Origin of the sequence: Phytopseudomonas straminea, from assembly GCF_900112645.1 — a bacterium.
Classification (GTDB): Bacteria; Pseudomonadota; Gammaproteobacteria; order Pseudomonadales; family Pseudomonadaceae; genus Aquipseudomonas; species Aquipseudomonas straminea.
In genome coordinates this window covers 44,078-56,254 of the sequence record NZ_FOMO01000014.1, presented here as the reverse complement: position 1 = coordinate 56,254, position 12,177 = coordinate 44,078, and the positions used below count along the sequence as shown (strand labels likewise).

General features: G+C 65.0%; 9 protein-coding genes and 1 pseudogene. 6 read left to right on the top strand and 4 right to left on the bottom strand.

Going from position 1 to position 12,177, the window contains the following annotated elements; genetic code table 11:
- Positions 1–168 precede the first annotated feature (168 nt).
- Positions 169–717 carry a cysteine hydrolase family protein gene (locus BM279_RS22200; RefSeq protein ID WP_093507452.1) on the bottom strand — a complete coding sequence of 183 codons (549 nt, stop codon included), beginning with the start codon at positions 715–717 and terminating at the stop codon, positions 169–171.
- Between the two features lie 93 nt (positions 718–810).
- On the opposite strand from BM279_RS22200, the pseudogene BM279_RS22195 reads away from it, so the two are divergent.
- Positions 811–1,694, top strand: a pseudogene (locus BM279_RS22195) (GlxA family transcriptional regulator).
- A 9-nt stretch (positions 1,695–1,703) separates the two neighbouring features.
- Here BM279_RS22195 and BM279_RS22190 read toward each other — a convergent pair.
- Positions 1,704–2,378, bottom strand: a complete 675-nt coding sequence (locus BM279_RS22190; protein ID WP_093507450.1) for a DUF1028 domain-containing protein — start codon at positions 2,376–2,378, stop codon at positions 1,704–1,706.
- 156 nt (positions 2,379–2,534) lie between these two features.
- Between BM279_RS22190 and BM279_RS22185 the strand changes: the two genes are divergently transcribed.
- The 3 genes from BM279_RS22185 to BM279_RS22175 all read left to right on the top strand — a co-directional run bounded on the left by BM279_RS22185 (position 2,535) and on the right by BM279_RS22175 (position 6,623).
- On the top strand, positions 2,535–3,122 hold the full coding sequence (locus BM279_RS22185) for an RNA polymerase sigma factor (RefSeq protein ID WP_093507448.1): 588 nt from the start codon (positions 2,535–2,537) through the stop codon (positions 3,120–3,122).
- Positions 3,119–4,090 carry a FecR family protein gene (locus tag BM279_RS22180; RefSeq protein WP_093507446.1) on the top strand — a complete coding sequence of 324 codons (972 nt, stop codon included), beginning with the start codon at positions 3,119–3,121 and terminating at the stop codon, positions 4,088–4,090. Before BM279_RS22185 ends, BM279_RS22180 begins: the two co-directional genes overlap by 4 nt.
- Positions 4,091–4,193: 103 nt before the next feature.
- Entirely contained in the window at positions 4,194–6,623 is a 2,430-nt protein-coding gene (locus BM279_RS22175) for a TonB-dependent siderophore receptor (RefSeq protein WP_093507443.1), read from the top strand.
- Positions 6,624–6,830: 207 nt separating this feature from the next.
- Here BM279_RS22175 and BM279_RS22170 read toward each other — a convergent pair whose 3' ends face one another.
- Positions 6,831–8,354: a fumarate hydratase gene (locus tag BM279_RS22170; RefSeq protein ID WP_093507440.1), complete on the bottom strand. Its 1,524-nt coding sequence runs from the start codon at positions 8,352–8,354 to the stop codon at positions 6,831–6,833.
- 195 nt (positions 8,355–8,549) lie between these two features.
- On the opposite strand from BM279_RS22170, the gene BM279_RS22165 reads away from it, so the two are divergent.
- Positions 8,550–9,692: a GGDEF domain-containing protein gene (locus tag BM279_RS22165; protein WP_093507438.1), complete on the top strand. Its 1,143-nt coding sequence runs from the start codon at positions 8,550–8,552 to the stop codon at positions 9,690–9,692.
- A complete protein-coding gene (locus BM279_RS22160; protein ID WP_093507436.1) occupies positions 9,670–10,608 on the top strand; it encodes an iron-sulfur-binding ferredoxin reductase in 939 nt (312 codons plus the stop codon). Before BM279_RS22165 ends, BM279_RS22160 begins: the two co-directional genes overlap by 23 nt.
- A 59-nt stretch (positions 10,609–10,667) precedes the next feature.
- On the opposite strand, the gene pyk is transcribed toward BM279_RS22160, so the two are convergent.
- Positions 10,668–12,119, bottom strand: coding sequence for a pyruvate kinase (pyk, locus tag BM279_RS22155; protein WP_027909819.1), 1,452 nt, complete (start codon positions 12,117–12,119; stop codon positions 10,668–10,670).
- Positions 12,120–12,177 lie beyond the last annotated feature (58 nt).

Here is a 12,177-nt window from a genome sequence, read left to right as displayed (position 1 = left end):
CCCTGGGTATCGCTGCGCTCAACCGCAGGCTACGGAGTTGCAGCGTCATCAAGGAGTGTGGCGTCGCGCGCATGTAGGATGGGTGGCAACCCATCAATTTGCCGATGGGTTAGCACCTACACGGCCCGACCCATCCTACAGACTAAAGCGCCTCCTACGAGCGCGTGTTCAGTCCGCCAGATACTGCTCGGTCGACACCACCGTCGCATAGGCAAATGCCAGGGCCGCCATATAAGCGGCCTGCACCTGGGCGGCCGGCACCTGTTTGCCTTCGAACTCCTGATCACGGGTTGCGCAGGCATCGTGAATCACCGTGGTGGCGTAACCGAAATCGGCACTGGCGCGGGCGGCGGCGTCGATGCACATATGGCTCATGGCGCCGACCAGGGTGATTTGCTCCACGCCAGCCTTGTCGAGCAGCGCTTTGAGGTCGGTGCCGAGAAAGGCATTGACCTTGTGCTTGAGCACCACGGCTTCGCCGGCCAGCGGCTGCACTTCGGCGTGAATTTGCGCGCCGCTGGAGCCGGGGGCGAAGAAGGGCGCGTCCATACTCTCGAACTCATGGCGCACATGCACCACCGTGTCACCGGCGGCGCGGGCAGCGGCCAGTACGCGGGCGGCTTTGGCGGTGGCGGCGTCCATTTCGTGCAGCGACCACTTGCCGCCAGGGAAGTAGTCGTTCTGGATGTCGATCAGAATCAGGGCACGCTTGCTCATGGTGTTCTCCGTGGGATATATGGCCTACACCTTAGCGCTGGCACGCCACTTCCGGCACGGGCAGGGCCGACAATCTACGGGGAAAAACTGACAATGAAGCGCTACCTGGAGATCGGCCTGCTGCTGTACTCCGGTGTACAACTGGCGGCGGTGCATGGCCTGGGCGACCTGTTCACGGTAGCCAACCGCATGGCCGGCGGCCAGACGAGCAGAGCAACCTGCGGGTGATCATCGTGCCGCCTTGCTTGCAGCCGGCGCCGGGGCGTTTGCTGGGCGAGCCTTATCTGAGCTGGCTTCGCGACCAGCATACGGCGGGCGTGACCCTGACCTCGGTATGTGCCGGCGCCTTTGCGCTGGCCGAGGCCGGGCTGCTCGACGGCCGCTCGGTGACCACTCACTGGGCGCTGGGCAACGAGCTGGCCCAGCAGTACCCGCACGTTCGCGTGCTGCCCGAGCGCATGCTGGTGGAGGACGGTGACCTGATCACCGCCGGCGGCCTGATGGCCTGGACGGATCTGGGCCTGGCGCTGATCAACCGGTTGCTCGGCGCCACCATCGCGGCGGAAACCGCGCGCTTTCTGGTGGTCGACCTGAACCGCACCTCGCAGCTGCACTTCAGTCACTTCGTGCCGGTTTTCGACCATGGCGATGCACCGATCCTAGCTGTGCAGCACTGGTTGCAGGGGCAGGCCACGGTGGAGGCGAGCCTAGGCGAGATGGCTGAGCGGGCGTGTCTGGGCGGGCGCACCTTTCTGCGTCGCTTCCGGGCGGCCACGGGCCTGAACCCGACCCAGTACTGTCAGCAATTGCGGGTGGCCAGGGCGCGGGATCTGCTGGAATTCACTCGCCAGAGCATCGATCAGGTGGCGTGGCAGGTGGGCTACCGCGACAGCGGCGCCTTCCGCGGTGTGTTCACCCGATTGGTCGGTCTGTCGCCGGGTGACTATCGCAAGCGCTTTGCGGCTCCAGCGCACTAGCGCGAGATCTCATACCGAATCTTCGGCCGCCTTGCCCGCTGGGTTTTCTCGGGTCGGCATATCGAGAATTTCCGGCAACACCTCACGGGCGAACACCGCGTGCAGGCGCCACAGCTCGGCGACCGGGTCGCGGTGATGGTCGACGCGGATGTCCCACAGCGGATACTCCTCGCGGTCGACAATATAGATGACCGCCGAGGACTCGCCTTCGCGGTCGCCGCCGCGGTCATCACCGGCTTCCAGGGCATCGATCAGGCGTTCAACCAGCGGGCGTTCCTCGCCGCGGCGAAAGGCATCGGCTACGGCATCGAGCACTTGCGGCCCGGCCAGGCGATTGCCCTGCACGGAGAACTGTTCGCCGGACAGCGAGCCAGCCCAGGGAATGCAATCGCTGCCCGTCCAGCATACGCTGTCGCCATTACGGTCGATCAGCGCCAACTGACGCAGCTGCATGCAGGGGTCGGTGCCCATCAGCTTTTTCAGGGCTGCTGGCGCCGAATGGCCGTCACGTAACAGCGCCAGGCCGTCGAGCCCCAGATACGGATTGACCTGGGCCTGGGTCGCCACCGCGCCGGCACCGGCACCGGCATGGCTAAGCAGTTTGCCTACGGCGGGCATGGCGGTGGCGGCGGCAACCCCGAACTGGCCGGTGCGTGGGCAGCGGGCGACGATGGAAAAGGTCATGGGCAACTCCTATAGGCGCGTGTGGCTTAGGCCGTGGGCGATGACGGATCGTTCCGCCGGCGTATTGGGGCACTACCGAATTTATTTGATAAGCATTATCATTCGCTCCGCTTGCCGCCACGCTCCTGTCGGCATCGCCACGAGCCGCTTTCCTTCATGGTCGACCTGCCGTCCTTGCCCGATACCCACCAACCGGATCCAGCCGCTGCGCCTGCACCGCAGCGCGATGATTTCCTGCGCACCTTTCTTGCCCGGCGAGAACAGATGGAAGCGGTGCTGCGCCGTCGTGTCGGCTGTCGGGCCACGGCGGCTGATCTGTTGCAGGAGCTGTTCCTGCGCTTCTGGCGGCGGCCCAGCGCCCCCCTCGAAGATCTGGGCAGCTACCTGATCCGCAGCGCCCACAACCTGGCCATCGATCATTTGCGTAGCGAGGGCGCCCGTTCCCGTAGCGAGGCAGGGCTACTGCCATCACAGTGTGATGACGGTGCTGCTTCCCCGGATGCTGTTCTGGAAGCCGGCAGTGATCTGCGCCGCGTGGAGGCCGCCTTGCGCGCCTTGCCAGAGCGCACCCGGCACATCTTTCTGCTCAACCGCATTCACGGCAAGACCTACGGGCAGATCGCCCGCAGCATGGCGCTTTCCCAGAGCGCGGTGGAAAAACATATGATGCGCGCCCTGGAAGCTTGCAAGGCCAGCGTCATCGATACGCCGGCCAGCCATTCACACGGAAGCGCTGCGCCATGAGCCTCGAGTCATCCCCACCGCTGTCGCCTATCGAGCAGGACGCCTGGCTATGGCTTGGCCGCCTGCAGGGCCAGCCCGACGATGGCGTGCAGATGGCGTTTGAGCAATGGCTGGCCGCTGCGCCCGAGCATGTCGATACCTTCGTGCGCATGCAGTCGCTCTGGCACCTCAGTCGCCCGGCTGCCCAGCAACTGGCCAATGAGGAGCACGCCGCCCTGCAGCAGTACCTGAGTGCGTCGAAGCGCCAGCGCCGCTACTGGGCGCCGACCTTGGCGATGGCCGCCTGCCTGCTGCTAGTGGTGTGGGCCGGCGGCTGGCAGCCGCTACGTTGGGTCGATGACCTGGGCGCGGATATGGTCTCGGCGCCGGGTGAGGTGCGCACCGTGACGCTAAGCGACGGATCGAGCGTGGTGCTGGACGCCGACAGCGCCATCGCCGTGCGCTACAGCGCGGTTGAGCGGCACGTCGAACTGCGCCGTGGAGCGGCTTACTTCAGCGTGGTGCGGGGCGAGATTCCCTTTACCGTTGCCGCGGCCGGTGGCGAGTCGCGGGTGCTCGGTACGCGTTTCGAGGTGCGGCGCCTGGGCGAGGGCGCGCGGGTTTCGGTGCAGCAGGGGCGGGTGGCGGTGCGCGGCGGGCCACTGGAAGCCCCGCGAGTGCTGACGGCTGATCAGCAGGTCAGTTACCGGGATGGCGTCAGCGGCAATCCCCTGGCTGTCGATACCGCTGCGCTGACCGCCTGGCGCGATGGCCGCCTGAGTTTCTATCGCGCCCCGCTGGGCGAGGTGCTTGATGAGCTGCGCCGTTACTACCCGGGGCGCATCGTGCTGCTCGACGATGCGCTGCGCGGCAAGCGGGTCAGCGGCAGCTTCGCCAGCCAGGATCCCGAAGCGATTCTCGATGCCCTGCAGGGCGTGGTGGGCTTCGAGCAGCACAAGGTGCTTGGCCGGCTGATCATCCTGCGCTGAAAAATATTTTCAGGCCGGGGTGAGGTAGAGCCGCGCGGCATTCGTGTAGTGCTTTGAATGCGACTTTTTCGCACTGACAGCCCGCCTCTGGATGAACACCACCATGAACCACCGCACCATGCGCCGGCAGGATGCCTCCTTGAAACACATCGGTCTGGCCACCTGCCTGCTGGGCTCGGCCATCCTGCCCCAGGCGCAGCCGGCCCAGGCCCAGGTCAGCGCCGATCAGGCCGCGACCTATGACTTCGCCATCGCTGCGCAGCCGCTGCCACGGGCGCTCGACGCCTTCAGCCGCGTCACCGGCCTCAATGTGGTGTACACCGACGAAGCGCCCTACGCGTTACAGGCGCCAGCGCTCGAGGGGCGCATGAGCGCCGAGCAGGCGCTGGCCCGGTTGCTGGCCGGCTCCGGCTTCACCTTCGCCCGAGTCGGCGCCACCACCGTTACCCTGCATGCGCTGCCCGCCGACGGCGCGGTGAACCTCGGTGCGGTGAACATCCAGTCGCAGCGCACGCCGAGTTCCAGCTACCAGCCGCCGGAAACCACTTCGCTGACGCGCAGCGACACGCCGCTGCTGGAAATCCCCCAGGCCGTCGCGGTGGTGCCGACCCAGGTACTGCAGGATCAACAGCCGCAGACGCTCGACGAGGCGCTGGTCAACGTCAGTGGCATCACCCAGTCCAACACCTTGGGCAGCACCCTGGATGCGGTGATGAAGCGCGGTTTCGGCGATAACCGCGACGGCTCCATCCTGCGTGACGGCATGCGTACCATCCAGGGCCGCAACTTCACCGCCACCGCCGAGCGCGTCGAAGTGCTCAAGGGGCCGTCGTCGATGCTCTACGGCATTCTCGACCCGGGCGGCGTAATCAACGTGGTCAGCAAGAAGCCGCAGCTGGAGAGTTACCGCGCCATCACTGGCCGCGCCTCGACCTACGGCCACGGCAAGAACGGCAGCGGCGGCACCCTGGATGTCACCGGCCCGCTGGGCGAAAGCGGCCTGGCTTACCGGCTGGTCGCCGATTATGACGATGCCGATTACTGGCGCGACTTCGGCCACAACCGTGACAAGACTTTCGCGCCCTCGCTGGCCTGGTATGGCGAGGACACGACCATCAGCCTCAGTCACGAATACCGCGAGTATTCGGTGCCGTTCGACCGCGGCACCATTTTTCGCCACGGCAAGCCACTGGACATTCCCGCCGAGCGGCGCATGGACGAGGCCTATAACGTCACCGACGGCCGCTCGAACCTGACCATCTTCGACCTCTCGCACCAGCTCAACGAAGACTGGAAAGCCCACTTCGCTTACAGCTACAACCGTGATACCTACGACGACTACCAGGCGCGGATCTTTCGCGAGCCGCCCTCCGATAGCAGTAACGCCTATGTTCGCCGCCTGGATGGCACCCGCGGCGCGGTCAGCACCTCGCATTTCGCCACCTTCGATCTGGACGGCACCGTGCAACTCGGCGGCATGCAGCACGACCTTTTGATGGGCGTGGACCATGAGTACCGCAAGTTCTACCGCGAGGACCTGCTGCGCCAGAACACCGCCATTCGTTTCGACCCGTTCAACCCAGTCTACGGCAACGTGCCGGTGCCCACCACCGTGGCTGCATCGGACAGCGACCAGACCGATCGCGTGGTTACCCAGTCCGCCTTCTTCCAGGATTCGGTGCACCTCAACGAGCAATGGATCTTTGTGGCAGGCGCCCGCTATCAGCTCTATGACCAACTCGCCGGGCGTGGCCGGCCGTTCAACAAGAACACCGATATCGACGGTCAGGTCTGGGTGCCGCGGGTCGGCCTGGTGTACAAACTTAACGACGAGCTGTCGCTGTATGGCGGCTACACCGAATCGTTCAAGCCCAACTCGACCATCGCACCGCTGACCAATGGGGTCTCCATAAACGGTGTGCCGCCAGAGGAGGGCAAGAGCTGGGAGATCGGCGCCAAGCTGGATAGGCCCGGACGCATCACCGGCACCCTGGCGCTGTTCGATATCGTCAAGGAAAACGTGCTGGTGACCCAGACCGACAATGCTACAGGGCTCACAGTGGCGACTGGCGCCGGCGAAGTGCGCTCCCGCGGCGTCGAGCTGGATGTGACCGGGCAGCTGACCGATGACCTCAGCCTGATTGGCACTTACGCCTTTACCGATGCCGAGGTGACCAAGGACCCGGAGCTCAAGGGCAATGGCCTGCAGAACGTGGCCCGGCACACCGCGTCGCTGTACGGCGTGTACGACTTCGGTCAGGTGTTCGGTGGCGACCGTGTGCGTGCCGGTGTGGGCGCTCGCTATGTGGGTGACCGGGAAGGCGATGCGACCAACAGCTTCACCTTGCCGTCCTACACCGTGGCCGATGCCTTCACCAGCTACGACACGCGCCTGGGCGACAACAAGCTCAAGCTGCAGCTCAACGTGAAGAACCTGTTCGACAAGACCTACTACAGCTCGTCGGTGAACAACCTTGCCGTCTCCGTCGGCGAGCCGCGCCAGGTGCAGCTCTCCAGCACCCTAGAGTTCTGACTGGATGGCCGACCTGGGTATCGCTGCGTTCGACCACAGGCCTGTAGGATGGGTGTAACCCATCGAGCGTTGATGGGTTTCACCCATCCTACGAGCTGTCTGTAGCCCAGCGTTGAGCGTAGCGATACCCGGGGACGGTTGACGCTCGAATCCCAGAACGCAAAAGCCCGGCACTAGGCCGGGCTTTTGTTTATCGCAGGGCGATGCTTACTGCACTTCCACCGCCAGGCTTTCGGCGATCTTCTTGTTCCAGATCGCAGGGCCTGTGATGTGCACCGACTCGCCGTTGCTGTCGACGGCGACGGTGACTGGCATGTCCTTGACCTCGAACTCGTAGATCGCTTCCATGCCCAGCTCGGCGAACGCCAGCACCTTGGACTTCTTGATCGCCTGGGCGACCAGGTAGGCGGCGCCGCCGACGGCCATCAGGTACACGGCCTTGTTGTCCTTGATCGCTTCGATGGCGGTCGGGCCGCGCTCGGATTTGCCGATCATGCCCAACAGGCCGGTCTGCTCGAGGATCTGCCGGGTGAACTTGTCCATCCGCGTGGCGGTGGTCGGGCCGGCTGGGCCTACCACTTCGTCGCCGATCGGGTCGACCGGGCCCACGTAATAGATGAAGCGGCCCTTCAGGTCGACCGGCAGTTCTTCACCCTTGTTGAGCATCTCGACCATGCGCTTGTGCGCGGCGTCGCGACCGGTGAGCATCTTGCCGTTGAGCAGGATGGTCTCGCCCGGCTTCCAGCTCTGCACGTCTTCCGGGGTCAGGGTGTCGAGGTCGACGCGGCGCGCCGACGGGCCGGCTTCCCAGACGATTTCCGGGTAGGCGTCCAGGGACGGCGCTTCCAGCTCGGCCGGGCCGCTGCCATCGAGCACGAAGTGGGCGTGGCGGGTGGCGGCGCAGTTGGGGATCATGCACACCGGCAGCGAAGCGGCGTGGGTCGGGTAATCCATGATCTTCACGTCGAGCACGGTGGTCAGGCCGCCCAGGCCCTGGGCGCCGATGCCCAGCTGGTTGACCTTCTCGAACAGCTCCAGACGCAGTTCTTCGATCTTGTTCTGCGGGCCGCGGGCCTGCAGCTCATGGATGTCGATGTGCTCCATGAGCACTTCCTTGGCCATCACCGCGGCCTTCTCGGCGGTACCGCCGATGCCGATGCCGAGCATGCCAGGCGGGCACCAGCCGGCGCCCATGGTCGGCACGGTTTTCAGTACCCAGTCGACGATCGAGTCGGACGGGTTGAGCATGGCCATCTTCGACTTGTTCTCGGAGCCGCCGCCCTTGGCCGCGACGTCCACTTCCACCTTGTCACCAGGGACGATGGAGTAGTGGATGACTGCCGGGGTGTTGTCCTTGGTGTTCTTGCGGGCACCTGCCGGGTCGGCCAGGATCGAGGCGCGCAGCACGTTCTCGGGAAGATTGTAGGCGCGGCGAACGCCTTCGTTGATCATGTCATCCAGACTCATGGTGGCGCCGTCCCAGCGCACGTCCATGCCGACCTTGACGAATACGGTGACGATGCCGGTGTCCTGGCAGATCGGACGGTGGCCGGTGGCACACATGCGCGAGTTGATGAGGATCTGCGCCATGGAGTCGCGCGCGGCCGGCGACTCTTCCTTCAGGTAGGCTTCGTGCATCGCCTTGATGAAGTCGACGGGGTGGTAGTAGGAGATGAACTGCAGGGCGTCGGCGACGCTCTGGATCAGGTCGTCTTGCTTGATCACGGTCATGTGGGGCGCTCCCTTGTAGGGCAGGAACTTCAAATGCCGGAACATGGCCGGCTGGTTCAAAAAGGCGCCGCAGTATACCGCGCGGGCAGGGCACGGGACACCCGTTGGGCGGCTGCGATAACTCCACATAATCTCTAGGTTTTTTACGAGCGCCCAGTTACAGTAGAGGCCAGTTGCCAGTATGGGAGGGAGCCCATGACCTCCAGCAACCGTCCACTCAATCAAAAGACCCTGCAGCGTCTGCTGATCAAGCGCTTCGCCTTGGCTGTCGCCACCTACCTGACGATTTCCGTCGTGGTACTGCTGGCTTATTTCTGCGATCTGTTCCGGGCGCCAGGCATCGCCGTCGCCGCTGTGCTGGTGGCCACCTTCGCCACCCAGGCGCTGCTGTTGGGTTTGTTCCTGAGTGGCCGCAATCTACGTTTCAACGACCCGAGCCTCACCGAGGCGCAGGTGCTGATCAGCCTGGTGCTGACCACGACCCTGGTAGCCATGATCGACTATGGGCGTGGCGCCCTGTTGGTGGTCTACCCGATGTCGATGCTGTTCGGGTTGTTCCAGCTGCGCACCTGGGTGTTCTTTCGCTGCGCCTTCCTGGCGTTCGTCGGTTTCGTGGGCATCAACCTCTACGAGCACCAGGCCGGTACCCTGCGCGATGTCAGCCTGGCGGTGCTGCAGACCGGCATGCTGGCGCTGGTGCTGATCTGGCTGAACCTGTTCGCCTGGTACATGCAGCAGATGCGCCAGCGCATGCGCAATCGGCGCTTCGCGCTGAAGGCGCACCAGGAAACCCTGCGTGGCATGATGCGCCAGCTGGAAGACATGGTGGCCACCGACGAGCTCACCGGCCTGTTTAACCGCCGCCACTTCCTGCGCATGGCCGCCCAGGCGCTCGAGAGCCTGACACCCTTGAGCCAGCATGGCCTGGCACTGATCGACCTGGATCACTTCAAGAGCATCAATGACCGCTATGGCCATGCCGCCGGTGATCGCGTGCTGCAGGCGTTTGCCGGGGTGGCCAGCGCCTGCCTGCGCGAGGGCGATGTGATTGCCCGCTACGGCGGCGAGGAGTTCGTGCTGCTGATTCCCGATACCGATGCCGACTCTTTCATGGCCTGTTGCGAGCGCTTGCGCGTGGCCTTCAGTGAGTGCGAGCCGGTTAATGTTAAGGTGACCAACCTCAGCCTTTCCGTGGGAATGACCCTGGTGACCCTGTACGACGATCTCGACGATGCCCTGCACCGGGCTGATCAGGCCCTCTATGAGGCCAAACGTAGCGGTCGCAACCGCAGCGCCTCGACCTGGCAGCTGACCGATGCCCCAGCTGCGACTGAGTGACCGCTGCTGGGACGTCGCCCCGGCCAGCAATCTGCTCGATGGGCTACTCGCCGCCGGTGTGCCGGTGCCCTACAGCTGCCGCGCCGGCAGCTGCCAGGCCTGCCTGGTACGCTGCGTCGCCGGTGAGCCGCACGATGCCAAACCCGATGCGCTGGATATGGCGCGCCGCGAGCAGGGCTGGTGTCTGGCCTGCCAGTGCAGCGTGATCGAGCCGCTGCAACTGGAGGTTTTCGATCCCACCCGTGATGCCATGCCGGCGCAGATTCAGGCGCTGGACTGGTTGAGCGAGCGCGTCGTGCGCCTGCGCCTCCTGCCGCAGCACCCCATGCGTTATCGAGCGGGTCAGCATCTGCTGCTGTGGACAGCGGACGGCATCGCCCGGCCGTACTCGCTGGCCTCTTTGCCCTGTGAGGATGCCTGGCTGGAGTTTCATATCGATTGCGGCCGGCCCGGCGCCTTCTGCGATTCCGTGCGCCAACTGCAGGTCGGCGCCAGCCTGCGTCTGGGCGCACTCAGCGGCGCATCCCTGCACTACGACCCGGACTGGCAGGAAAAACCGCTGTGGCTGCTCGGCGCCGGCACCGGCCTGGCGCCCCTGTGGGCGGTATTGCGCGAGGCGCTGCGCCAGGATCATCAGGGGCCGATTCGCGTGGTGCATGTGGCCGGCACGCCTGCTGAGCATTACCTGGCCGACGCCCTGCAGGGCATCGCCAGTCGGCACCCGCAGGTACAGGTCGAGCTGATCGAGACGGCCGCCTTGCCGGCATTTCTGGGCAATCTGCGACCCGCATCGCGGCAAACGGTAGCGCTGCTCTGTGGCGGCCCGCAAACCGTCGAGGCGCTTTCGCGGCGCCTGTACCTGGCTGGCCTGCCGCGCAGCCAGCTGTTCAGCGACCTGTTTCTGCCTCACGCCTGAACGCTGCACAAATGAAAAGGCCCGCATCGATGCGGGCCTTCCTGTTACTGCGCCAATCCTCAGACCAGAACGTCACCGACATGCAGGATCTTCATGCCATTGGTGCCACCGATGGTGTGGTAGCTGTCGCCCTTGGTCAGGATCACCCAGTCGCCTTGCTCGACCAGGCCGCGCTTGAGCAGCTCGTCCACCGCCGCCTGGCTGACTTCGCCGGCCGGCAGGGCCGCCGGGTCGAACGGGATGGTGTACACGCCACGGAACATCGCCGAGCGCGCCTGGGTATCGCGGTGCGGGGAGAAGGAGTAGATCGGCACCGAGGAGCGGATGCGCGACATGACCAGCGGGGTGTAACCACTTTCGGTCAGGGCGATGATCGCCTTCACGCCTGGGAAGTGGTTGGCGGTGTACATGGCCGCCAGGGCGATGCTCTCGTCGCAACGCTCGAAGGTCTTGCCGATGCGGTGGCTGGAGCTCTTGCCGGTCGGGTGACGCTCTGCGCCCAGGCAGATACGCGCCATGGCCTGCACGGCTTCCAGCGGGTAGGCGCCAGCGGCGCTCTCGGCCGACAGCATGACTGCGTCGGTGTAGTCGAGCACGGCGTTGGCCACGTCGGACACCTCGGCACGGGTCGGCATCGGGTTCTGGATCATCGACTCCATCATCTGGGTCGCGACGATCACCGCCTTGTTGTGGCGACGTGCATGCAGAATGATCTTCTTCTGGATGCCGACCAGCTCGGCGTCGCCGATTTCCACACCGAGGTCACCTCGGGCGACCATCACCACGTCGCTGGCCTTGATCAGGCCGTCGAGGGTTTCGTCGTTGGCTACCGCTTCGGCGCGCTCGATCTTGGCGACCAGCCAGGCTTTGCCGCCGGCTTCGTCACGCAGCTGGCGGGCGTATTCCATGTCCGCGGCATCGCGCGGGAAGGAAACGGCCAAGTAGTCCAGGTCCATTTCAGCAGCCAGCTTGATGTCGGCCTTGTCCTTCTCGGTCAGGGCCGGGGCGGTCAGGCCGCCACCGCGACGGTTGATGCCTTTATGGTCGGACAGCGGGCCGCCGATCAGCACGACGCATTCGAGGGTGTCGGGGGTGGTGCTTTCAACGCGCATGACCACGCGACCATCGTCGAGCAGCAACTCGTCGCCGACGCCGCAATCCTTGACCAGATCCGGGTAGTCGATGCCGACTACCTGCTGGTTGCCTTCGGTCAGCGGATGGCTGGTGGAGAAGGTGAAGCGATCACCGACTTCCAGCTCGATACGCTTGTTGGCGAACTTGGCGATGCGGATCTTCGGGCCCTGCAGGTCACCCAGCAGAGCCACATGGCGGCCATGCTTGGCGGCGATGTCGCGTACCAGCTGGGCGCGTGCCTTGTGCTCTTCCGGCGTGCCGTGGGAGAAGTTCAGGCGGGCAACATCCAGCCCGGCCAGGATCAACTTTTCCAGCATCTGTGGCGAGTTGCTGGCTGGGCCGAGGGTGGCGACGATTTTGGTGCGGCGAACGGTCATGCGCGGACTCCTTTATTGAAGCAGACCGCGAGGCTACTACGCCGCCGCGCTGTAGTCA

Coding starts and splice junctions, on each gene's coding strand:
- BM279_RS22200 (WP_093507452.1), bottom strand. CDS start 717: ATGAGCAAGCGTGCCCTGATTCTGATCGACATCCAGAACGACTACTTC.
- BM279_RS22190 (WP_093507450.1), bottom strand. CDS start 2,378: ATGACCTTTTCCATCGTCGCCCGCTGCCCACGCACCGGCCAGTTCGGG.
- BM279_RS22185 (WP_093507448.1), top strand. CDS start 2,535: ATGGTCGACCTGCCGTCCTTGCCCGATACCCACCAACCGGATCCAGCC.
- BM279_RS22180 (WP_093507446.1), top strand. CDS start 3,119: ATGAGCCTCGAGTCATCCCCACCGCTGTCGCCTATCGAGCAGGACGCC.
- BM279_RS22175 (WP_093507443.1), top strand. CDS start 4,194: ATGAACCACCGCACCATGCGCCGGCAGGATGCCTCCTTGAAACACATC.
- BM279_RS22170 (WP_093507440.1), bottom strand. CDS start 8,354: ATGACCGTGATCAAGCAAGACGACCTGATCCAGAGCGTCGCCGACGCC.
- BM279_RS22165 (WP_093507438.1), top strand. CDS start 8,550: ATGACCTCCAGCAACCGTCCACTCAATCAAAAGACCCTGCAGCGTCTG.
- BM279_RS22160 (WP_093507436.1), top strand. CDS start 9,670: ATGCCCCAGCTGCGACTGAGTGACCGCTGCTGGGACGTCGCCCCGGCC.
- pyk (WP_027909819.1), bottom strand. CDS start 12,119: ATGACCGTTCGCCGCACCAAAATCGTCGCCACCCTCGGCCCAGCCAGC.